Source organism: Vibrio sp. Vb2131, from assembly GCF_033338535.1.
Lineage (GTDB): Bacteria > Pseudomonadota > Gammaproteobacteria > Enterobacterales > Vibrionaceae > Vibrio > Vibrio alginolyticus.
Genome location: NZ_JAWOSW010000002.1, coordinates 302062 through 324536, shown reverse-complemented (window position 1 = coordinate 324536; position 22475 = coordinate 302062). Strand labels below are relative to the sequence as shown.

Annotated in this window: 21 protein-coding genes, 2 tRNA genes and 1 pseudogene; 18 read left to right on the top strand and 6 right to left on the bottom strand. The window is 44.2% G+C overall.

Features of this window, described 5'->3' with window-relative positions:
* The first annotated feature begins 10 nt into the window (after positions 1 to 10).
* The 12 genes from ybgC (at position 11) to R7E38_RS03545 (ending at position 9978) form a co-directional block, all read left to right on the top strand.
* Positions 11 to 430: a tol-pal system-associated acyl-CoA thioesterase gene (gene ybgC / locus R7E38_RS03600; RefSeq protein WP_017820044.1), complete on the top strand. Its 420-nt coding sequence runs from the start codon at positions 11 to 13 to the stop codon at positions 428 to 430.
* The gene (gene tolQ, locus R7E38_RS03595) at positions 420 to 1118 is read left to right on the top strand and encodes a protein TolQ (protein WP_005378301.1); all 699 of its coding nucleotides are present in this window, start codon (positions 420 to 422) and stop codon (positions 1116 to 1118) included. The genes ybgC and tolQ overlap by 11 nt, the downstream gene beginning before the upstream one ends.
* Positions 1119 to 1121: 3 nt before the next feature.
* Positions 1122 to 1565 (top strand): ExbD/TolR family protein, encoded by a 444-nt coding sequence (locus tag R7E38_RS03590; protein WP_005378298.1) that lies wholly within the window; start codon positions 1122 to 1124, stop codon positions 1563 to 1565.
* 13 nt (positions 1566 to 1578) lie between these two features.
* The gene (tolA, locus tag R7E38_RS03585) at positions 1579 to 2646 is read left to right on the top strand and encodes a cell envelope integrity protein TolA (RefSeq protein ID WP_017820045.1); all 1068 of its coding nucleotides are present in this window, start codon (positions 1579 to 1581) and stop codon (positions 2644 to 2646) included.
* A 12-nt stretch (positions 2647 to 2658) separates the two neighbouring features.
* Positions 2659 to 4011 carry a Tol-Pal system beta propeller repeat protein TolB gene (gene tolB, locus R7E38_RS03580; RefSeq protein ID WP_005387925.1) on the top strand — a complete coding sequence of 451 codons (1353 nt, stop codon included), beginning with the start codon at positions 2659 to 2661 and terminating at the stop codon, positions 4009 to 4011.
* Between the two features lie 30 nt (positions 4012 to 4041).
* Positions 4042 to 4566: a peptidoglycan-associated lipoprotein Pal gene (gene pal / locus R7E38_RS03575; protein ID WP_005378293.1), complete on the top strand. Its 525-nt coding sequence runs from the start codon at positions 4042 to 4044 to the stop codon at positions 4564 to 4566.
* A 15-nt stretch (positions 4567 to 4581) separates the two neighbouring features.
* Entirely contained in the window at positions 4582 to 5334 is a 753-nt protein-coding gene (gene ybgF / locus R7E38_RS03570) for a tol-pal system protein YbgF (RefSeq protein WP_005387926.1), read from the top strand.
* A 251-nt stretch (positions 5335 to 5585) separates the two neighbouring features.
* Positions 5586 to 6647 (top strand): quinolinate synthase NadA, encoded by a 1062-nt coding sequence (nadA, locus tag R7E38_RS03565; protein ID WP_158173767.1) that lies wholly within the window; start codon positions 5586 to 5588, stop codon positions 6645 to 6647.
* 118 nt (positions 6648 to 6765) lie between these two features.
* Positions 6766 to 7809, top strand: coding sequence for a potassium channel protein (locus tag R7E38_RS03560; RefSeq protein WP_226082851.1), 1044 nt, complete (start codon positions 6766 to 6768; stop codon positions 7807 to 7809).
* On the top strand, positions 7809 to 8225 hold the full coding sequence (locus R7E38_RS03555) for a DUF350 domain-containing protein (protein WP_318081680.1): 417 nt from the start codon (positions 7809 to 7811) through the stop codon (positions 8223 to 8225). The genes R7E38_RS03560 and R7E38_RS03555 overlap by 1 nt, the downstream gene beginning before the upstream one ends.
* Positions 8226 to 8233: 8 nt before the next feature.
* Positions 8234 to 8803 carry a DUF1190 domain-containing protein gene (locus tag R7E38_RS03550; protein ID WP_025766906.1) on the top strand — a complete coding sequence of 190 codons (570 nt, stop codon included), beginning with the start codon at positions 8234 to 8236 and terminating at the stop codon, positions 8801 to 8803.
* A gap of 8 nt (positions 8804 to 8811) precedes the next feature.
* A complete protein-coding gene (locus R7E38_RS03545; protein WP_054575114.1) occupies positions 8812 to 9978 on the top strand; it encodes a glutathionylspermidine synthase family protein in 1167 nt (388 codons plus the stop codon).
* Between the two features lie 73 nt (positions 9979 to 10051).
* On the opposite strand, the gene R7E38_RS03540 is transcribed toward R7E38_RS03545, so the two are convergent.
* Positions 10052 to 10663, bottom strand: coding sequence for a YecA family protein (locus tag R7E38_RS03540; RefSeq protein ID WP_005378278.1), 612 nt, complete (start codon positions 10661 to 10663; stop codon positions 10052 to 10054).
* Positions 10664 to 10714: 51 nt separating this feature from the next.
* Between R7E38_RS03540 and R7E38_RS03535 the strand changes: the two are divergent.
* The 4 genes and pseudogenes from R7E38_RS03535 to R7E38_RS03520 all read left to right on the top strand — a co-directional run bounded on the left by R7E38_RS03535 (position 10715) and on the right by R7E38_RS03520 (position 16117).
* Positions 10715 to 13136, top strand: a pseudogene (locus R7E38_RS03535) (ATP-binding protein).
* Between the two features lie 502 nt (positions 13137 to 13638).
* A complete protein-coding gene (locus R7E38_RS03530) occupies positions 13639 to 14088 on the top strand; it encodes an L-alanine exporter AlaE (protein ID WP_054575116.1) in 450 nt (149 codons plus the stop codon).
* Between the two features lie 144 nt (positions 14089 to 14232).
* Positions 14233 to 14320: transfer RNA gene (locus R7E38_RS03525), tRNA-Ser, on the top strand.
* Positions 14321 to 14413: 93 nt separating this feature from the next.
* Positions 14414 to 16117, top strand: coding sequence for a site-specific integrase (locus tag R7E38_RS03520; RefSeq protein WP_193291840.1), 1704 nt, complete (start codon positions 14414 to 14416; stop codon positions 16115 to 16117).
* 127 nt (positions 16118 to 16244) lie between these two features.
* Here the strand turns inward: R7E38_RS03520 and R7E38_RS03515 are convergent, their stop codons facing one another.
* Together R7E38_RS03515 and R7E38_RS03510 are read right to left on the bottom strand one after the other, a co-directional pair.
* Positions 16245 to 17183, bottom strand: a complete 939-nt coding sequence (locus tag R7E38_RS03515) for a hypothetical protein (RefSeq protein WP_318081678.1) — start codon at positions 17181 to 17183, stop codon at positions 16245 to 16247.
* A gap of 190 nt (positions 17184 to 17373) precedes the next feature.
* A complete protein-coding gene (locus R7E38_RS03510) occupies positions 17374 to 17928 on the bottom strand; it encodes a recombinase family protein (RefSeq protein ID WP_069513722.1) in 555 nt (184 codons plus the stop codon).
* Between the two features lie 247 nt (positions 17929 to 18175).
* Here R7E38_RS03510 and R7E38_RS03505 point away from each other — a divergent pair, with 247 nt between their 5' ends.
* Complete coding sequence (locus R7E38_RS03505; RefSeq protein WP_029848594.1) at positions 18176 to 18541, top strand: hypothetical protein; 366 nt, start codon at positions 18176 to 18178, stop codon at positions 18539 to 18541.
* 484 nt (positions 18542 to 19025) lie between these two features.
* Positions 19026 to 19100: transfer RNA gene (locus R7E38_RS03500), tRNA-OTHER, on the top strand.
* A gap of 273 nt (positions 19101 to 19373) precedes the next feature.
* On the opposite strand, the gene R7E38_RS03495 is transcribed toward R7E38_RS03500, so the two are convergent.
* From R7E38_RS03495 to R7E38_RS03485, 3 genes are all read right to left on the bottom strand, one after another.
* Positions 19374 to 19502, bottom strand: coding sequence for a hypothetical protein (locus R7E38_RS03495; protein ID WP_017635045.1), 129 nt, complete (start codon positions 19500 to 19502; stop codon positions 19374 to 19376).
* Between the two features lie 347 nt (positions 19503 to 19849).
* Positions 19850 to 20842, bottom strand: a complete 993-nt coding sequence (locus tag R7E38_RS03490) for a cytochrome d ubiquinol oxidase subunit II (RefSeq protein WP_005378274.1) — start codon at positions 20840 to 20842, stop codon at positions 19850 to 19852.
* A gap of 2 nt (positions 20843 to 20844) precedes the next feature.
* Entirely contained in the window at positions 20845 to 22176 is a 1332-nt protein-coding gene (locus R7E38_RS03485; RefSeq protein ID WP_203345785.1) for a cytochrome ubiquinol oxidase subunit I, read from the bottom strand.
* Between the last annotated feature and the right edge of the window lie 299 nt (positions 22177 to 22475).

Here is a 22475-nt window from a genome sequence, read left to right as displayed (position 1 = left end):
TGGTACTTCCTTGCAAGGCACATCAAATCTCTTTCACTGGCCGATCACCGTGTACTATGAAGACACTGATGCGGGCGGTGTTGTATATCATTCTAATTATCTAAAATTCTTTGAGCGCGCACGGACAGAGATGTTACGTGCTAAAGGCATTTCTCAACATGTTTTACTGGAACAAAATATCGGCTTTGTTGTCCGACACATGGATATCGATTTCAACCAAGGGGCTAGGCTGGACGAGCATCTGACAGTCGTAACCCGAGTGTCAGAAATAAAACGTGCTTCTCTGCAATTCTGTCAAGAGTTGGTCAATGATCAAGGCAAGATATTGTGCAAGGCCTCGGTTAAGGTAGCATGTATCGATAATAAGAAAATGAAACCAATAGCTATTCCAACCTTTATAAATTCGGAGCTAACAAATAGTGACTGCTGATATTTCCATTTTAGATCTCTTTCTTCAGGCCAGTCTGTTGGTAAAGCTTGTGATGCTGACGTTGCTTGGCATGTCAATTGTGTCATGGGCAATGATCATCAAGCGCAGCAAAGTGCTTTCTCAAGCATCAAAAAATGCAGAGCAGTTTGAAGACAAATTTTGGTCGGGTACTGATCTTTCTCAGCTTTACCAAAAAGTAAAAGCGCGTAAAGACGAAATTGAAGGCACAGAAGAAATCTTCTACGCAGGTTTTACAGAGTTTGCTCGCCTACGTAAGAGCAACGCAAATTCACCAGCTTACATCATGGAAGGCACTGGCCGCGCAATGCGCGTTGCTGTTTCTCGTGAAGTAGATGAGCTAGAAACAAGCTTACCGTTTTTGGCAACAGTCGGTTCTATAAGCCCTTATATCGGCCTATTTGGTACCGTTTGGGGCATCATGCACGCCTTTATTGCGCTGGGTGAAGTAAAGCAAGCTACGTTGTCTATGGTTGCACCGGGTATCGCCGAGGCACTTATCGCGACAGCGATGGGGCTATTTGCGGCTATTCCGGCAGTAATGGCGTACAACCGCCTAAGCAATAAAGTGAGTAAACTAGAGCACACTTACGCAACATTTTCTGAAGAATTCCACAGCATCCTTCATCGTCAAGCGATGGCTGGCCGAGACAGCGCGGATAAGGAATAAAGCATGGCGGGTTATCAACCTAAAAAGCGAAAAATGACAGCGGAGATCAACGTTGTTCCGTATATCGACGTAATGCTCGTACTGTTGATCATTTTTATGGCGACCGCTCCATTTGTGACTCAAGGCGTCGACGTTGATCTTCCGAAAACATCGACCGCAGAATCTATGCAAGACCTTGCTGGCGAGACTGACAGTAGCTTTATTATCATCGAAATTGATAGCGAGGGTAATTTAGGCCTAAGCGTAAATGATGAAGAAGTTCAGCGAGGTTTGTCGTTGCAAGATGTTATTGTGCGAGTGAAAGCGGAGCGAGAGGTTAAGCCGGATTCACCAGTTGCGGTAGGTGGCGACGCGGCAACACCATATGCCGATGTTGTTCTATTGCTAGATGAACTAAGTCGAGCTGGTATCCCTAAGGTAGGTCTAATGACCGATATCAGGGAATAGACATCAATTATCTATGAAAGATCACAAGAAGAAACCCAACCAATACGCCAAACCGATAGCAATATCGGTTGGTTTGCATGCAATTCTAGTTGCAGCCCTGCTTTGGGGGACGGACTTCAACATGTCTAAACCAGAGCCTACAGGGCAAATGGTTCAAGCTGTTGTCATCGATCCAAAACTTGTGCAGCAACAAGCGAAAGAAATTCGCCAGCAACGCGAAAAGGCAGCGAAAAAAGAACAAGAGCGTCTTGATAAACTGAGACGCGAAGCAGAGCAGCTAGAAAAAAACCGCAAAGCTGAAGAAGAGCAAATTCGCAAGTTGAAAGAGCAGCAAGCGAAAGATGCTCAAGCGGCGCGAGAAGCAGAAGCTGCACGTAAGAAAAAAGAGCAAGAGCGCAAGCAGGAAGAAGAACGTGTTCGCAAAGAAAAAGAGCGAGCTGCTAAGCTAGAAAAAGAGCGCAAGGCAAAAGAAGAAGCCGTGCGTAAAGCTGAGCAGGAGCGTTTAGCAAAAGAAGCGGCTATAGCAAAAGCTGAGCAAGAACGTTTAGCTCGCGAAAAAGCAGCAAAAGAAGCGGAAGAAAAAGCACGTCGTGAGCGTGAAGCTGCTGAAAAAGCTGAACAAGAGCGCATTGCAAAAGAGAAAGCGGCAAAAGAGGCAGCGGAGCGAGAGCGTAAAGCGAGAGAAGCAGCTGAGCGTGCCGAGCGTGAGCGTAAAGCTCAAGAAGCCGCGTTAGATGATATTTTTGCGGGTCTTGAGGATGAGGTCAGTAAAAACAGTGCTGCGCGCAATCAATTTATTGACGACGAACTTTCTCGTATGTCATCCATCTATACTCAAAATATTCAGCAAAAGCTGATTAAGGATGACTACTTGCTGGGAAAGGAGTGTAGGGTAAACATCAAATTGATTCCGACAGGAACTGATATGATGGTCTCTGGTGTTACCGTTTTGAGTGGCGATACTCGAGTATGTGCTGCGGCGAAGCGAGCAATAGCTCAGGTAGGGACGTTCCCTAAATCTTCAGAATCAGCGGTCAATGAAAGACTAAAAGACATCAACATAACTGTTGCTTTGGACTAAAAGGAATAAGACGTGATTAGACGCCTTTTACTAGGAATGTTTGTACTGTTTAGCAGTATGACAAATGTGGCGAATGCCGCATTAGAGTTGGTCATTACCGATGGTATTGATTCAGCACGACCAATTGCTGTTGTTCCGTTTAAGTGGGAGGGCACACAAGCGCTTCCAACGGATGTTTCTGCTGTTATCGCCTCGGATTTACAACGTAGTGGTAAATTCAGCCCAGTTCCAACGAGCAAAATGCCACAAACACCGTTCAGTGAATCAGAAGTTAATTTTGATGCTTGGACCAATTTAGGTGTGGATGCGCTATTGACTGGTTCAATCAAGCAAAACGACCAAGGTGACTACGTTATCAACTATCAACTTGTTGATATTGTGCGTGGTCAGTTAACAGGTGGGAAGAGTAAGGCGCTTGGTAGTGACGGTGAATTGGTTCTGTCAAAAGATCATGTGCTGTTCAATAAAGTAGCCACTGTTCAAGGGCCTCGTATGCGTGAGTACGCTCACCGAATCTCTGATTTGGTGTATGAGCAGTTAACTGGCGACCGTGGCGCTTTCATGACTCGTATCGCATATGTGGTAGTGAACGATAAAGACCGTTTCCCTTACCAACTTCGAGTCGCTGATTACGATGGCTACAATGAGCGTCTGGTTTTACGTTCTAAGCAACCATTAATGTCACCAGCGTGGTCACCAGATGGTAAAAAGCTTGCGTATGTTAGCTTCCAAAATGGCCAAGCAGAAATCTTCATCATGAACATCTACACCGGTGAACGTGAGAAAATTACTTCATACCCACGTCACAATGGTGCGCCAAGATTTTCGCCAGATGGCAATAAGTTAGCGATTGTTCTTTCTAAAACAGGCTCGCTTCATGTTTATACGTTTGACCTTAACACTCGTAAGCTGACGCAAATTACGCGTGGCAGATCAAATAATACGGAACCGTTCTGGCATCCGGATGGAAAATCGTTGATTTTCACATCGGATAGGGGTGGTAAACCACAGATTTATCAAGTAAATTTGGGCAGCGGTTCTATTGACCGTTTGACTTGGCAAGGCAGCCAAAATTTGGGTGGTCAGATTACTCCTGATGGGCGATTCCTAGTTATGGTGAACCGCAGCAACGCAGGATTTAATTTGGCGAAACAAGATTTGGAAACTGGTGCTCTTCAAGTCTTAACTAAGACCTTGCTTGATGAGTCTCCTAGTATTGCCCCAAACGGTGGCATGGTTGTGTATAGCTCGATTTACAACAAGAAAAACGTACTATCGATGGTGTCAATTGATGGTCGATTCAAAGCTAGATTACCGGCAACAAATGGGCGTGTTCGAGCGCCTGCATGGTCACCGTTTTTGTAGTAATAAGTTTGATTAATAAAGGAAAATAAGATGCAACTGAACAAGGTTCTAAAAGGGCTACTAATCGCGCTTCCTGTAATGGCTGTTACAGCGTGTAGTTCAAGCGACGACGCTGCTTCTAACACTGGTGCAGCAACAAACAACAATGGCGCAGTGGAAACAACAGTAGCTACGCCAATTGATCAAAGCGGTCAGTTGACAGAGCAAGAGCTAAAAGAGCAAGCGCTACGTGAAACTCAAACAATCTACTTTGCTTTTGACAACTCAACAATTGCAGCAGATTACGAAGAGATGCTAGCGGCTCACGCTTCTTACCTAAGCAAGAACCCAGCACTTAACGTAACTATCGAAGGTCACGCTGATGAGCGTGGTACTCCTGAGTACAACATCGCTCTAGGTGAGCGTCGTGCACAAGCAGTAGCGAACTACCTACAAGCACTAGGTGTTCAAGCTGACCAAATCTCAATCGTTAGCTACGGTGAAGAGAAGCCACTTCTTCTAGGTCAATCAGATGAAGTTTACGCTAAGAACCGTCGCGCGGTTCTAGTATACTAATTCGAGGTAATCCTCATGTTCAGTAACACTAAGCGCGCTGTTGCGCTTACGTTACTGGCAAGTGCAGCGAACTTTGCGTTCGCTGCACCAGCTCCAGTATCCGATCTCAACAGCACATCATCCGTCTCTAAGAGCCGTTCATCTGAAACGGAAGTAGAGCGTCTAGAGCGCTTGCTACAAAACCGCAATCGCGTTCAGCTCCAAATGCAACAGCAAATTGACCAAATGTCACAAGAGATCAGTGAATTACGTGGTCAATTAGAGCGAAATAGCTACGAAATGAAGCAAATGTTGCAACGTCAACGAGAGTTGTTTGTCGAGCTGGATCGTGTTCGTGGAGAGATAAAATCCGCGCCTGCGCAAGAAGCGAAACCGGCTAAAACAGGTGGTCAGTACACACCAAATGTTGATGAGCAAACGGCATACCAAAATGCAGTCGACCTCATCCTCAAGAAACGTGACTACACTGGCGCAATTGCAGCGTTCCAGCAGTTCCAGAAAGATTATCCTGATTCTACATATTCAGCGAATTCTCACTACTGGCTAGGTCAGTTGTACTTCGCTAAAAAGCAGGATGAGGATGCAGTGAAAAGTTTTGCCGCTGTTGTGTCTTATAAAGACTCCAATAAGCGAGCCGATGCGTTGCTTAAGTTAGGCGAAATCGCTGAGCGTAATAACAATGCAGCTCAAGCGAAAAAGTACTACCAACAAGTGGTTGATGAATACCCAGGTAGTGCATCTGCAAAACTTGCCAGCTCTAAGCTGTAAGACGTTATGTTTTGAAAAGGAAGCTTCGGCTTCCTTTTTCTTTTCCATTTTCTGTTGGTGCAGAACGGCTAAGTCGATAGCAATGATGCAGAGCCTCTGACCTTATGTTGCACCGAATTTAGCTACTCGGAAATGCTACCTGTAACAAAGATATACGGCTAGACCGCTAGAAATCCCCGCGACAAGTTGGTTTTTGAAAATTAACGAGGTTACAATACTCGGATTAAAGGAAGTTGCGTAGAGCAAGAGCAATGAGCCATATATTAGATAAAATCGACACTGTTTACCCATTCCCACCGAAACCAGTTCCATTAAGCGAAGAAGAAAAAGCATCTTACATTGAGCGTATTAAAAAGTTACTCAAAGAAAAAGATGCGGTACTTATCGCACACTATTATACCGACCCTGAGATTCAAGCCCTAGCTGAAGACACTGGCGGGTTTGTTGGTGACTCGTTGGAAATGGCGAAGTTTGGTAATCGTCACCCTGCAAGTACATTGATTATTGGTGGTGTTCGCTTTATGGGCGAGTCGGCAAAAATTCTGACACCAGAAAAGCGCATTCTAATGCCAACGTTGGAAGCGGAATGTTCGCTCGACCTTGGCTGTCCTGCGGATAAGTTCAGCGAGTTTTGTGATGCTCACCCTGATCATACGGTTGTAGTTTACGCAAACACCTCAGCAGCGGTTAAAGCCCGTGCCGACTGGGTCGTTACATCGAGTATTGCGCTTGAAATCGTGGAACACTTAGACGCTGAAGATAAGCCAATTATTTGGGGACCAGACCGTCACCTAGGATCGTACATCGCTAACAAAACTGGCGCAGATATGCTGCTTTGGCAGGGTGAGTGTGTGGTTCATGATGAGTTCTCTGCTGATGCGCTACGAAAAATGAAGAGCGTGTATCCAGATGCGGCTATTTTGGTTCACCCTGAGTCACCAGCAAGCGTCGTAGAACTTGCCGATGCCGTTGGATCAACGAGTCAGCTGATCAAAGCAGCGAAAGAGCTTCCTCACAAACAAATGATCGTTGCGACAGACAAAGGCATTTTCTTTAAAATGCAGCAACTTGTGCCAGAGAAAGAACTTATCGAAGCGCCAACCGCAGGTGCAGGCGCAACATGTCGCAGCTGTGCACACTGTCCTTGGATGGCAATGAACGGTTTGAAAGCAATTGAGAAAGCGCTTAGTGAAGGTGGTGAAGAGCACGAGATTTTTGTTGACGAAGAACTTCGTGTTAAATCCCTTATACCGCTTAACCGCATGCTAGGTTTTGCTGAGCAGCTAAATATGCAAGTGAAAGGTAATGCTTAAAAAGTAGGCGTAACTGAAAGTAAATCTCAAAAACCAGCCGAATATGGCTGGTTTTTTTGTGTCTTACTATCAATGAGTTACTATTGATGCAATCAATGAATATCGAGGTCATAAATTTATGGCGGTGTGGTTAGTAGTTAAAAAGTGGCTTAGTTCCCACCTTCTTAAATTGAGCAACCGAAGCCTTCTCATCTTTAGTGGCTTATATGTGAGCCTTTCATGGTGGCTGCTGGTTCTCGCTGGTGAAACCGCATTAACAGACAGTTTCGCTAACTTTATCTATTACCTCATGGTTACGGCGAGTACGGTGGGTTATGGCGACCATTCTCCTGTAACAGATTTGGGTAAATGGGTTGTCGTACTATTTGTAATCCCCGGCGGTTTGAGCTTATTCGCCGCATTATTGGGGCGTGTCGCTGGAGCAGCGATGGACTATTGGCGAGCGGGTATTTTAGGAAAACGGAGAGTAAGAGTGGAAAACCATATTGTATTGTTGGGCTGGAATGGAGCGAGAACGATGCACCTTATTCGCATGTTACAACATGAAGAAGAGGGAAAGCGCCCGATTGTTTTATGCAGCCGTTCAGAAATAGAGAACCCGTTACCTGGCGAAATCAGTTTTATCAAAGTGACCAGTTATACCGATTCGCAAGAGATGAAAAACGCCAATATTGCCGAAGCCGCTTGCATTATTGTGGATAATCTCTCGGACGACATTACCTTGTCAGCCGCTCTGTACTGCGCATCTGTAAACCCTTCCGCTCATTTGGTCGCTTACTTTAAAGATGAAGCGCTAGGCCGACTTCTAAGTCAGCATTGCCCGAAAGCGGAATGCATACCTGCTGTTGGCGCAGAAATGTTGGCAAAAGCGGCGGTTGACCCGGGCTCAAGTGCGCTTCATCAGGAGCTTTTGGCTTCAACACGAGGTATGACTCAATACTCAGTTATTTATCCTGAGGAGCAGTCTGCCACCACTATTGAGAATCTCTTCGTTTTTCTCAAAAGACGCCATCATGCCACGCTGATTGCTTTTGATATTGGCGATGGTATTCAACTCAACCCAGATTTAGATGCTGAAGTACCCGCGAGTACCAAGCTGTTTTACATTGCAGATGAACGTATTGAAGATTTTGCCTGGAAAGAAATGAACAAGGAACAATAATGCACATGATTGCTGGCCTGTTAGCAGGCTTCCCAAACTTTTTACTCTATTTCTCTGTTTCTATTATTTTTGTATTGGCGTTTAAGTTCATCTACGTCAAGTTGACGCCATACGATGAGTGGCATCTGATCAAAGAAAAACAAAATACAGCAGCAGCGATTGCGCTAAGTGGGGCCTTCCTTGGTTACTGTGTCGCGATTTCGGGGGCGGCAAAAAACTCGGTCAATATCGTCGATTTTATGGTGTGGGGCGTTGTTGCAATGCTTGCTCAAATTATCGCATTTGCAATTGTACGCTTTATTTTACTTCCGAAAGTGGCAGAGCGTATCGAAAAAGATGAACTGCCAGCCGGTATTGTATTAGCCGCAGTTTCTGTTTCGGTCGGCGTATTGAATGCCGCTTGCATGACTTACTAGGAGGAACGATGAAGCGGAGTTCTAACGTTAAACGTTCTTCCATGGACAAAAGCTTAAAGCTTGGGAAAATTCTTCCCTTTGCTGCCTTTGGTGGTATTTTCTTCTTTGCTACGTACGAGTCAAAAACAGAAGGGTACATTTTTTCTGATGCTGATGAGTGTAAATCTAACTCGCCTGAGTTTAGTGAACAGTGTGACATTGCATACCAAGAAGCTTTAGCTCGTGCCGAACAAAATGCCCCTCGCTACCGCAGCGAGTTCGAATGCGAGAATGATTTCTACGAGGATGATTGTTACTACAGTTCCAGTTCCCGAGCTTATGTACCTAACTTTGGCGGTTTTTTTTACAGTCGCTCATTAAGCGGGTTGAAAGGTTATAACAAGAGCTATTACTCAGAGCCGATGTACCGTTATAAATCCAAATTCTATAATGGAGCAGGACAATTCTTTGGCTCCTACCGAAATCAGCCGACCAAAGTTGCGACGAATAGCCTTAATAAACGTGGTGGCGGCACCATTGGCAGGGCGATGTCTCGAGGCGGGTTTGGTAAAGCGGTGTCGGTCAGTCGAGGCGGTTAAAAAGCACTATGTTTCGACGAGAAATACAAGAGCGCGAAAACTGGCGTGAATTAGCACGCCAGTTTGGTTTTGGTTTCCATACCATGTATGACCAACCGTATTGGGATGAGAGTGCTTACTATCAATTCACGCTGGAGCAAATTGAGCGCGATATAGAAGCGCCCACTGAAGAGCTGCATCAGATGTGCCTGGCTATTGTGGATGAAGTCGTTCGGAGTGAGCGGTTGCTGACGCAATGTGCGATCCCTGAATCTATGTGGGAGCAGGTCGCTTCTTCATGGAGACGAAGCGAACCTTCGCTTTATTCGCGGCTGGATTTCGCGTACAACGGGACCTCGCCAGCAAAATTATTGGAAAACAATGCGGATACGCCAACCAGCTTGTTTGAAACTGGCTTTTGGCAGTGGGTGTGGCTAGAAGATGTTGTAAATAAAGGTCGAGTTCACCAGAGCGCGGATCAATTCAATATTCTTCAAGACTTTTTGATCGAGCGCTTTGCTGAAATAGCAAAATACCAACCAGGACAAACACTTCACTTTAGCTGCTGCAAGTACACTGAAGAAGATAAAGGGACTGTCCAGTATTTAGAGGATTGCGCGCGAGAGGCAGGGTTAGCAACGGCATTCGTGCATGTCGAAGATATTGGAGTGACGGAAGATGGTCTGTTTGTGGATGCTGACGACAGAGCGATTCGTTGGATGTTTAAGCTTTACCCTTGGGAGTTTATGTTTGAAGAGGAATATGCGAAGTACTTAGCGACTGCGAACGTAAACTGGTTAGAACCGATGTGGAAGTCGATTCTATCCAATAAAGCACTTTTACCGTTATTGTGGGAGCGCTTTCCTAACCACCCGAACCTTTTGCCCGCTTATTTTGCTAACAATTCAAAAGCGAACACTATGAGAGATTATGTCATCAAGCCACTATTTTCTCGAGAGGGCGCGAACATCGAGATCGTCATCGATGGAAAACGTTTTGTTAAAACGTCAGGGCCTTATGAATCTAAATTTAATATCGTCCAGCAATACCATCCACTACCTAAGTTTGGGCAAAACCATACGTTAATTGGCAGTTGGTTGGTCAATGATAGAGCTGCCGGTATTTCGATTAGGGAAGACAGTAGCTTAGTGACTCAAGATATGGCGCGGTATATTCCACATGTAATTTTAACATGATCAAAAAAGCTCTCCATTTGGAGAGCTTTTTGTCTATTCAGCCGTTCAATCTTGATGGTCGACAGCGTTGCGTCTATTGTTCTTCAGCTAATGCAACACCGCGCTGGGTAAGACCACATAACATCACTGGCATTGCATTGAAGATCTCTTCAAACTGCTCTAAGCCTTCCATACCTTGTTCGGCCAATGTTTCAATGGTTGTTTCTGGGTCGTAAAGCATAGTAAGAGAAAGTAAAACACCACCGAGTAGGGCATTATCTTCGCTATCCTCAGGCATCAACGTTTCCCAGTCATCACGCGCAAGTTGCCAGCCTTGTAATACACCTTCACAGAAATCGCGAGCCTGACTTGTTACAATGTCTTGCTCATCTAGCGCGCACCCTGCAGGCCACTGCCAAGTGCCTTCTAGGAGAGCGGGACGAGTTTGGTTCCACATTTGTACAATCTCGTCAATGTACTGCTCTAGTTGTTCACCGTCAGTAAATGGCGCTGTTTCTTCTCCACCCCATAAGAATGGCAACCACTCTTGAGGCATTAATACGTTTGGCGCTGCAGCCATCGCTGTTACAAAGCCTTGAGTTTTTGCTAGGTTTAGTAGTTTACCGTCAAGTTCTGGGAGAGAAAGGATGTCTTGTAGTTTCAAAATAGAATACCATTTGTTAATGGGCTGGTTGATTGCGCTCATCTTACCAATCAATTAGTGATAAATCGATATTAGGGAATGATTCACACATCTATGGAAATTCGCTCATCACTTAGAAAAAAAAGCATTCTCGCCCTAACACTTTACCTGTGCTTCTTTATCGCCACTATCGGTTCTGTCGCCTATTTGGTTGTTGAGCCACCGGTTAGACAAAAGCTAGAGCAAAACCTAGAGTTACGTACCCAACTCCTGGCTCTTGAGATAAAAGAGCCCCTCCTCAGTTCTACAGGTGTATTGAGCAGCTTAGTAGGGCTAGCCCAAGGGACTGAAAATATTCAATCTCTCAACACAATAATTCCACATATACTTCAATTGAGTGACAAGATGCTTGTTAGTGGTGGCGTATGGCCTAAACCCGAACTAAAAGCAGAACAATGGAGATATAAAAGTCTATTCTTCAATAAAAACAGTGATAGTGGTATTGACCAAATTCACTCCTACAATAACCCCGAATCTGGCGGTTATGATAATGAAGCCTGGTATGTCGCTGCCGCCGATGCTCCGGTAGGTTCTGTTAGTTGGTCTACGGTTTACATCGATACCTTTACTCAGGTCCAGATGATTACCGCGTCTTCTCCGTACTACCAAAACGGTCGATTCGCTGGAGTTGTAACGGTAGACCTATCACTTGATGCACTTTTTCAGTTTATTCGAGAGCACACGAACCAGCATTCTTTGGGGGTAGTGGTTCGCGATGCTGACTCAAACGTGATTATTGAACACAACTTTCAACTGACGGACGAAATTTATGTCAGCGAGCTTGATTTCGGAGAGTTCGATTGGCGCATGGAAGTTGTCAACGCAAAAGCTAAAGTCGCTGATCAAGTGTTTGAACAAGTGATGAGCGTTGAGGGGAGGATCATTCCATTTTTGCTCTTGTGTGTCTTGGTCGGTTACTACTTACTGAATCGCTATATTGTTGAACCAATTGTTCGCATTGCCGCTAAGATTGATGACTCGAAAACTGGTGGGATCATAGATATTGACTACGATAGCGATGACGAAATCGGACAGCTTATCGAGAAGTTCAATGAAAAGACGATCTATTTAGAGCAGGAGAGAATAAAAGCTCAGGCTTCGACAAACGCTAAAACGGCATTCTTAGCCACATTGTCCCACGAGATTCGCACACCAATGAACGGTGTACTAGGAACTGCCCAGATACTGTTAAAAACACCACTTACCGATGAGCAGCGTAAGCACCTGAGAACACTTTATGATTCAGGTGATCACATGATGACATTACTCAATGAGATTTTAGATTACTCAAAAATTGAACAAGGGCATGTTGAGTTTGAAAATAAGCCTTTCCCAATTGAGTCGATTATCGGCAGTATCAAGAGTGTTTATCAAACGCTATGTGCAGAAAAAGGTCTTCGCTTTAGAGTAGTCTCGCATTTACCAACGGGTCGTTGGTACAACAATGACAAAGCCCGTTTGCGTCAAGTACTGTTCAATCTACTCAATAACGCTGTTAAGTTCACCGATCGTGGCATCGTAGAGGTAGAGCTAGCCGAGAAATCGAGTAAGGCTGGCACCAAGCTGATACTAAAGGTAAAAGATACAGGGATTGGTATTTCAAAAGAGGCACAAAAACGCATTTTTCGTCCTTTTGAGCAAGCAGAGTCATCAACGACTAGACGGTTTGGTGGTACAGGGCTTGGTTTAGCAATAGTCAAAGAAATCGCGGAACATATGGGTGGGCAAGTGGTTGTAGAGAGTCAGGAGGACGCTGGAACGACTTTTACTGTCGAAATTGCCCTTACACCTTGCAAGCCGGGTAAAGTAGAGTCAATCAATACACATAAATTGAACTGTAAAGGGTTGAAAGCACTCATTGTTGAAGACAACCGAACAAATGCGATCATTATGGAAACTTTCCTCCGAGCCAAGGGCTTTGAGTGCACAAGTGTCGAAAATGGTCAGCTTGCAGTCGATGAGGTTGCGAGCAAACCATTTGATTTGATACTGATGGATAATCATATGCCTGTTCTAGATGGCGTTGGGGCCATATCAGCCATTCGAGCAATGAGTTCACCTGCTAAGTCGGTACTGATTTTTGGCTGTACAGCGGATGTGTTCAAAGAAACACAAGAACGTATGATTAATGTAGGAGCAGACCACATAATAGCGAAACCAATAGTGGAGTCTGAATTAAATGATGCACTGTATCTTCATGCGACACAGTTATATCAGTACCAATCGGACTTTGATGGAAATGCAGCAGATAGCTTTAATGCTGAAAAGTGGTTACTCAACTTCTATGTCGCTCTAGATAATGGACATCTTAATGAAGCACTTGAGGCTATTTCAGCGATCATTGCGGAGGCTCCCCCTTGAACTCAGTGACGACGTTTCTTCAGTCGCTGAACGGATAAGAAGTAACTTAAAGCGTCAGCAATCCCCAGACCAAGATGATATCGATACATTAACGATTTTGCTGGCCTCACCATAACTGAATCAATATGGCGCAACTGTGAATTGTTCTTACTATTCATACGTCATCCAGCTTCGTGACAAACTCTTCTAACCTGCAATGAACAGGCTTGCAGTTTTACTTTTACGAGTAAAGCAGCAAGACCTTCTACTGTGATTATATCGGTAATACTCTGAATTTTCGCAGCTTGGTAGCATAAGCTATAGGAGTGACTGTTTACAGTCCGAGTTTTGTTCTAACTTTACGTCAAAATAATTATCGTAACCCCTTTTTATGTAAGTGAAATCCGTGTTTTTGTACCATTTTTACGTAATTTTAGGCGTTTTTACTCGTCATTGGTGAAAAAAACTACTTTTACTTTAAAAGTTGGTTATAAATTTACAACTTAATTTTAAATACAGAGCCATAAGCTAGTTTTTGTGTGTTCTAATTGCGTCATTAACTGGCTTGGTGTCTTTTTAGTGGTTAATAGTTTTATTATTTTTATTAATTGCAGTGTTTGATTTTAAGGGTTTTGTAAATGAAGTCTCGTGGACCATTTTGTATTCGTCACGCCGCAGCGGATACCTTTGCTATGGTTGTTTTTTGCTTTATCACAGGGATGATTGTCGAGATTTTGATTTCAGGGATGACATTTGAGCAATCTCTAGCATCGCGTACGCTATCGATTCCAGTGAATATCGCCATTGCTTGGCCGTATGGGGTTTTTCGTGATTGGGTGCTGCATCAAGGTAGTAAGGTGTCACCGTCTTCCTTTATGAAAAACATCTCTGATCTGGTCGCTTATGTACTATTTCAATCTCCAGTTTATGCGGGTATCTTATTCGCAGTTGGCGCGTCTACAGATCAAATTGTGACCGCAGTGGCAAGTAACGCTGTTATTTCTTGTGGCATGGGTGTGTTGTATGGGTACTTCTTGGACATGTGCCGCCGTTGGTTCCGTGTTCCCGGTTATTCTCAAAGCATCTAAATGCCCCAGTTTTGCTCAATTTAGTTACTTAGTGAGCAATCGATTCGAAAAGGGCGCTTTTTTTTATGTTTAGCCTTGACCATCAGGCACATAATCATTAAATTAGCGCCTCGTTAGCCAATGATGCTAACCAAAATTTGATTCGGTGAGTTGTCCGAGTGGCTGAAGGAGCACGCCTGGAAAGTGTGTATACGGCAACGTATCGAGAGTTCGAATCTCTCACTCACCGCCACATTCTATAAGCCCTTGTAGTGTAAGAACTTCTTATAATACAGGGGTTTGGTGTTTTAATGTAAGCTGCCTACTGGTACAAAGAGTAGGTACAATGTCGAACATCATGGCAAGTCCTTATAAGCATCCTCAAACTGGTGTTTACTACTTTAGAATGGCTGTCCCAAAAAAGCTGGTTCCTATAATCGGTAAGACAGTCTTCAAGAAATCTCTTCAAACGAAAAACCTTTCTGAAGCAAAGCAGCGATTTCCTCAGCATCTTGATGATGCGCTCAAGCAAATCGAGTTCGCTAATTTAAAGCTATCTAATTCATCTGATATTGAGCTTAATGTCCGTGATTGCGCGATCATTGCCGAGCGTTGGTATCTGCGTGTCAAAGATGAGGTTGATGGTAATGGTAACTATGATTGCTATCTTCGATATGAATGGTATGGCGTTGAGGGCGATAAGCGTCTCCACGTATTCGGCTTGTCTGACACATTTGAGTTTAGTGGTCTAGATGCGTCAAAAGCTACTGAAGAGGAATACCAAGAGCTTTTGGAAGGTTTTAAAGACTTCATTGAGGAACAGCTAAAGATAGAAGGTTTAGTTGTATGTGAGACAAGCGCTTCATATAGACGTTTGGTCTGTGCCTTTTACGATTACGCCCGTCGAGTTGAGTCTCTCTGCTTGGCTCGTCACAAGCGAGACTTTGGGTATGAGCCCGTAACCAGTTCAATCGCTAGTGAGCCCATTTCAGTACCTAGGCCTGATAAGATACCGTCTAGGGCTTTGAAACCATCTCAGAACTCCATTTCGAGTCTATTGAAGCGTTACCTTGAGTCTGCATCTATTAATGGCAAAGCTTCTCAATCCTTGGCAGAGGTTGAGTCTCAGATAGAGCGTCTTATAGAGATAATAGGGGATCTAGATGTTGCTGATGTAACGAGAGGTCATATCTCAAAATACAAAGATACCCTGTTACAATTGCCTAAGTCTAAAGCTAAAGAGATTAGAAACAAATCAGTACCTGAGCAGCTTGAGCTTGTTAAAACAAAAGGGCTTGAGACAATCTCTCCTTCAACCGTTAAGACTATTCTCAGAAAGACTTCTCCTGTATTTGGCTATGCTGTTGAGCTTGGTCTGATAGACGTCAACCCGTACAAAGGCGTAACACTTCCTAAAGTACAGAATAAGTCTGCGGTAGCGGAAGCTAAAGGTTTTACTCCTAGTGAGATCAATCAGTTATTTAAGCTAGATATATTCACTGATGTCACTGCTAGTAAGCCTTATGGCATGGCTTGTTATTGGGTGCCTCTTCTATGCAGGTATACGGGTTCTCGGATTGAAGAAATGGTTCAACTTAGAAGTTCAGATATACAACGATCAGACGAAGATATTCACTTTATTTATGTTCGTGAGGGTGAAGAGCAGAACGTAAAAAACGTTAAGTCTGTTCGACAAGTACCGATTCATGAGCACCTCATTGATTTAGGCTTTTTGGATTATGTGGCGTCCTGTGGAGAGTTTCTATTCCCTGAGCACAAGCCAAACAAACACGGTAAAAGGTCTGGTGCTATTGGTAAATGGTGGAGTAAACAGGTCAAGACGGTAGGCATAACCAAGCAGCCATCACACTCGTTTAGGCACTCTTTGAGAACAGTTTTGCGTGGTCTAGGAGTGGTTGATTCTGTTAGTGATGCTATCACTGGTCACGCTCCGGCTAATATCGGTGCAGCATACGGTACGGTTGATATGAAGGCTAAGAAGAAAGCAATAGACTGTTTGCCTAGGTTGGCTGTCCCACGCCTTTGGTAGCTTTTAGTTAATGTATTTACACTGTTGTGTACACCTAAAGTCTCCCCACTGTTCACACGTGTACACTTTGGTCTTAAATAGCCCGTAGGCCTTGTGGTATAAGGCTTACGAGCTCGCAATGTCATTTCTAAAAGTCGTAGTTTTCGGTTACGTTAGGAGCTTTATTTCCACTATTTTTATCTTGAATACTCCCTTCGATAGTCCCAGCTTGTTCCAGCCACTTACTCCGTTGAGATATCGAGATACCTAATTGAGATCCCCTAGTGACCTTTCTTAAACCTTCCCTGAAGATATCCTCTCCAAAGAACTCAATGAGGCGGCTGATGCTATTTGAGACGTCTTTAATTTGCTTTTGCTCCCACTGCTCATCATCTTTGTCAGATATATTATCTTTGCCCTTAAAAGCATCTGAGAGGCGTCTAATCTTCGGAAACCCCTTAGAGTCCCAGCAGCTTTGGGGTAGGTAATAACGTGACTCCAAGCCAAACTGGAGGCCTTCAACAAAGCTCTCTAAGTCGTTCATCTCGATGTCAGTCCCTAATGCTTCTTTACAAGCTTTTAAGCCGTTAGCAATGTGTGCAGCCTGACCACGACTACATCCAACAAGCTCACATACTTGAGAGACGCTCAGGTCAAACTCTCGGTTAACAATTAGCTTGCGAAACTGAGCTTGCATTATTTCATCCTTAGTAACTCCAACTCCATGCGCTTGATTGACATCTTGGGCTGCTGAGAATGCCTCAGCGTAAGTACGGTTTTCTATGATCAACGAGTTAATCATCAATTCAGCATCAGGGTTTTCTTCAAGGTACTTCAAACAAGCTCCAGTGCGGTGGAAACCATCCACTACGTAATACTTATCATCAACCACAAAAACAGTGATAGGCTGCCTTATAGGCTGTCCATTACGAAGGTCTTCAAGAATCTCCTTGCTTTGACTCTCTTGCTTAATCTCTTGCGCTGAACGTACTCGTTTTTCTTTAATGAGTTCAACGTCACGGGCTTGCATCGCGGGATCGAGTATGAGAGTTCGAGGGTCTAAATACGCAAATCTGCTATCTGCCATGAATTGATTCATAGTGTGTTATGTACCTGTAGGTCTATGACTGATTATTAATGTTTCTCTTTTTGGTTTGATTGGAACCCTAGGAGGGGGGAGGGTTCGGGGTAATACATATCGAACATGATTGCGGCTAGTAGTAATCTTTACACCAAATGAGCGGATCGTTTTTTCATTTTTTTGTGATTACGGTATTTTAAGCTTTTACCAAGGCTCTTTGGACTGTGGATAAGGAGACTCCCACTTCGGAGGCGATCTTTCTTAAAGACATTCCTTGTGAACGTAGCTCAGCGATACGCTGGTGGTTAGTTGTGTTAGTTGGTCTACCTTTATACTTCCCTGCTGCTTTAGCTTTCTCAATGCCTTCCTGACGTCTTTCCTGAATCATTGCTAACTCGAATTGAGCTACAGCTCCTAGCATGTTCAGCATGAGCTCAGACATATGATCGCTTCCACCAGCATTAAAGCTTAGGTTTTCCTTGTGGAATCTCACGCTAACACCTTGGTTAGTCCAGTCGTTTATTAGCTGCTTTAAATCAACCAAATTACGCGCTAGGCGGTCGATGCTATGAACGTGGATTGTATCTCCTTCTCGAACGTAGTCTTTAAGAGCTTCTAACGCTGGCCGTTTAGTTGAGCCACCACTGCATTTATCTGTAAAGCTCTTATCAAAGGTGATACCAGAATCTGTAAGTTGACGGTCTGTATTTTGGTCTGTGGTCGAAACTCGCAGATAAGCTATGTGTGCCATTAGGTGTACCCGTTTAACTCTGAGATGTTAGAAATTTTATTGTGGTCACAATTTTAATTCAACCCTAATGGGTACTGTTTGATCAAGGTTTGACCGTAGTCGTTTGGGTATACCTAATGGGTATGTTGAGCAATATACACACAAGGCGTCTAGATATTACTCAATCAGTTCAGTGGGTTACTTACATAATTCAAATGATATGTAATAATCCGCCCCCCAAAAAAATTAATAACAACAGAGGCTGGAAATGAAAAAAGTACTATTGTCTATTGCTATCGCCGGTTCACTGCTGTCTACGGGTTGTGCTCAGCGTGTTGCGGATTTCACACTGGCATCGACCAAAAATGTCGACCTAAATGGCGGTGAATTTGTCAAAGGCCCTCGTGTAACTGGTGAGGATGCAAAGCCTATTATCATTGTTCCTTTAGGTGTTCCTAGCGTTAAAGAGGCTGCTGATAAAGCGATTGAAAATGATACATGTGCAGTAGGTCTAACAGACGTTACCGCTGATTCAGAGTTCTTTTCATTCCTTGTGGGTTTCATCTCATACAAGGTTGAGGGAGACTTAGTGATCGACAAGTCTAAATCTGGTTGTGAGAACTGGAGTAGTTAATTAGCTGCGATATCATGGGGAGTGTGTTGAGCACTCCCCAATATTTTTGTAAATGAACCTTAGCTTAACCAATCCCTCGTGGTGATTCTCTCCGCGTCCCATATTGATTCAACCACTTCACAACCATAGAGCAGAGTGTGCTCTTATAGTTCTTAATACCGCTTCGCCAAACTCCTGTAAGGATGAAGTCTTCTATCAGAATAGCCTTTCCGGTACGCATTATTATTCCACTTCTTATCTGAGCAATTTACTGTCCTGTTTATTTCTCTGTAGTTTTGTAACTCTATGAAAAAAAATTCTAAATTGTAAATTCAATAACCAGCGTTACGTATGTCTGAGTATCATTGTAGTGGTTGGTAGCTGCCCACTCACATCATGTTTACTGTAGGAGTCGATTTACCAAGTGTATTCCTGTTTGGAATCACGATTGAGAGTGTCTAGGAAAAGGTACAAAAAACTGGTACAAACAATGGAAGTTGTATATATTTAAGTGGTTGATTTTAAATGTTTTAAACTTGGTAGCTAGCAATCGAGAGTTCGAATCTCTCACTCACCGCCACATTCTAAAAGGTCTGATTTATCAGGCCTTTTTTCGTATCTACACTAAAGTAATGCGTCATTGAAAGTACACAAGAGTGCTCAAGGTGCAAGCGCCATTCTATCTACAAGCCAACTATTCACATCTCACCTCGATACAACGCCAAAATTGAAGATGCTATACAGAGGCCGCCATAATCTGATTGGTGCGGGTTAGCCTATCCGCTTTAATCTAGAATTTAGCAGCCATATCACATGAGGTATGAATACGGCCACAAGAATGAACGTAGTGCTACTAGATGCTAAGCAAAACAGCCATGAACACGAATACAACAGCAATCATACCAAAGAGATCTGTGTTTGGATTGAGGTCATCAGGGTTAAATTTTTCAATGCTTTGCGTCGTTTTGCATCTTATCTTCATGTTCTTGTCCTTATTTCATGTACGATTTCAACAGCAACATAACATGCAATTGAGTGTTCACAAGTCATAAAAAGCATAAGTATACTTGTACCTCATTGAGCGCAAAAAATACTCAAAACGTTTTAAAGTGGTGGTCTACCTTTTGTAACATCAAATATTCTTTCTGTTTTTGTGCCTGTATCGCTATAGTTGAGAAACGGTTATCTCGTTCTAGTTAGGAACAAACTACTGGCTGCCGCTACATTCTCTCAGCGTTCCCACTCAGTCGCCTTGGGTAGATACTTTAGTCGTGAGTACTGCAAAAAACGCCGCATGAGCAGCGGCGCTTTGTTGAGGAATTACCTTTCCTACTTGTAGCTAAGTTCTGTCGCTTTGCCTTTGAAGATCCGGTATACCACAAAGGTGTAAAGCAATATCACCGGCATAACAATCATCACACCGTAGCCCACGATTATTAATGTCGCAGGTGAGGAGGCCGCTTGTTGTGCGGTCATCAACCCCGGCACAACTTCTGGGAAGAAGCTGTACGCAAGACCTAGAAAGCTCAACGCGAAAATGACGGTGACACCAAAGAAAGGCCAGCGCACACCCAGATCATTCACCATTGGAACCTGACGCAAATAGCGATCAACTAGGAAGATGGTTGCCAATACAATTAACGGAACTGGGGCAAGCAACAAGATTTCTGGGAAGCTGAACCAACGCAAGGCAACTTGTTGATTTACAATTGGGTTTACAACACTCACTACCAAGATACCCAGAGCCGCTAACCAACCAGCACGGCGAGACCAACGCGCCGAGCGTATTTGCAAATCACCTTCCGTTTTCAGTACCAACCATGCGCCACCGATGTAAACGTACGCCGCTGTTACACAAAGTGCGCTTAACCATGCAAAGCCAAATGCTTCGGTTGATTGCTCAAACCCCATGATGTAACGACCCACCATGTAACCTTGGGTTAGTGCGGTGACTAGAGAGCCAATTCGGAAGCACCAATCCCAATGAGGTTTATGATCCGAGTTGGCTTTGGCTCGGAAGTCGAATGCCACGCCACGCATTATCAGTGCGATAAGCATGATGGCGGTCGGCATATAGAGCTCCGTTAAAATCAAACTGTGAGCGGTAGGAAAGGCAATCAGCAGAATACCGACGGCTAACACCAACCACGTTTCATTCGCGTCCCAGAAAGGGCCGATAGAGGCTATCATTCGGTCACGTTGCGCTTCATTATCACTTGGCAACAGGATACCGACGCCAAGGTCGTAGCCGTCGAGCACGGCATACATAAAGACCGAGAAGCCAAGCAGCAGAAGATAAATTTCTGGTAGATAGTCGAGCATGATTAGGCCTCTTGTTGTGTCAGTGGGACTTCATGGGCAGCAACGTCTTTGCGCGCCAAATAGAACAGGGTATGGATGTACGCAACCAGTAATGCAGCGTAAATGGCTAAGTACATAATGAGCGAAGTCATCACACTGCTGCTCGCAACCGTGGTGACGGCTTCTGATGTACGCAATACACCGCTGACTAGCCAAGGCTGTCGACCAATCTCAGTAACATACCAACCCGCAAGTGTGGCAATCCAACCAGAGAACGTCATGGCTAATACCGTGTACAGGTAAGGTTTAGGTAGCGTTTTTTTGCGTGCTAGTTTCACCGCGCCATACCAGCTAACCAGCAGCATAAGAACACCCACACCGACCATCACGCGGAAACCAAAGAACAAGGGCTTCACTGGCGGGTGATCAGGTGCAAACTCGTTAAGTCCTTGGATTTCCCCGTCTAAGTCATGAGTAAGAATCAAACTCGCCAGCTTTGGGATGCCCACTTCAAAATCATTGCTGCGAGTTTCTTCATTTGGCATCGCAAACAGAAGAAGGGGCGCGCCTTGCTCGGTCTCCCACACACCTTCCATTGCTGCTATTTTTGCAGGTTGATGTTCAAGCGTGTTTAACCCGTGCAGGTCACCGACAAAGATTTGTATCGGGATAAATCCAGCCGCCGCGAACAGCGCGACTTTTAGGCCAAGTTTGGCTGAACGGTGATCTGGCTTTTTCATTATTTGATAAGCCGAGATACCTGCAATCAAGAAGCTGGCAGTCAGCGCCGATGCTAATAGCGTGTGTAGAAGACGGTACGGTAAAGAAGGATTGAAAATGACTTCTTTCCAACTGGTCACATGAACAATGCCGTCAATCACTTCATAGCCACTTGGTGTGTGCATCCAGCTGTTAAGCACCAGAATCCAAAATGCGGACATACTTGTCCCAACAGCAACCAGAACGGTGGCGAGAGTATGAACCCATTCCGGTACTCGTCCTCGTCCAAAAAGCATTACACCCAGGAAGGTGGCTTCCATAAAGAAGGCGGTCATCACTTCGTATCCGAGCAATGGTCCAGCTACGTTTCCGACTCGTTCCATAAAGCCTGGCCAGTTGGTACCAAACTGGAAACTCATCGTAATGCCGGATACCACACCCAAGGCGAAAGTGAGAGCGAATATCTTGACCCAGAAGTAATAAACATCGAGCCATACGGGGGCTTGGGTGCGGTTATATCGCCACTTGAAAAACACCAACATCCATGCCAACGCAATGGTGATGGTCGGGAAGAGAATGTGAAAGCTGATATTGGCCGCGAACTGGATCCGCGACAGCATGAGGGTATCTAACATCTTGGTTCCTCAAAAACGTGCCATACTAAAAATCGTGTCTATCTGTAATTTAGTTACGAAAAGTCGGGCAGTTTGGATTCATGTATCGAGAAATACAGGTGATTCTGTTTTCTTCTAACCATGATTTATATCAACTAAGACAAAGAAAGGAGTGTAGGAAATTGTCTCAAAATGCCACTAATAGTCGCGAGAAGTGAGTAAAAGAAAGCAAATGTAACTGAAGGAGCATGGATTAAGATTAGTTCGAATTATCCTTATGATGGTTTCGATAATCCTGAAATAAAATTACAGAAACAATA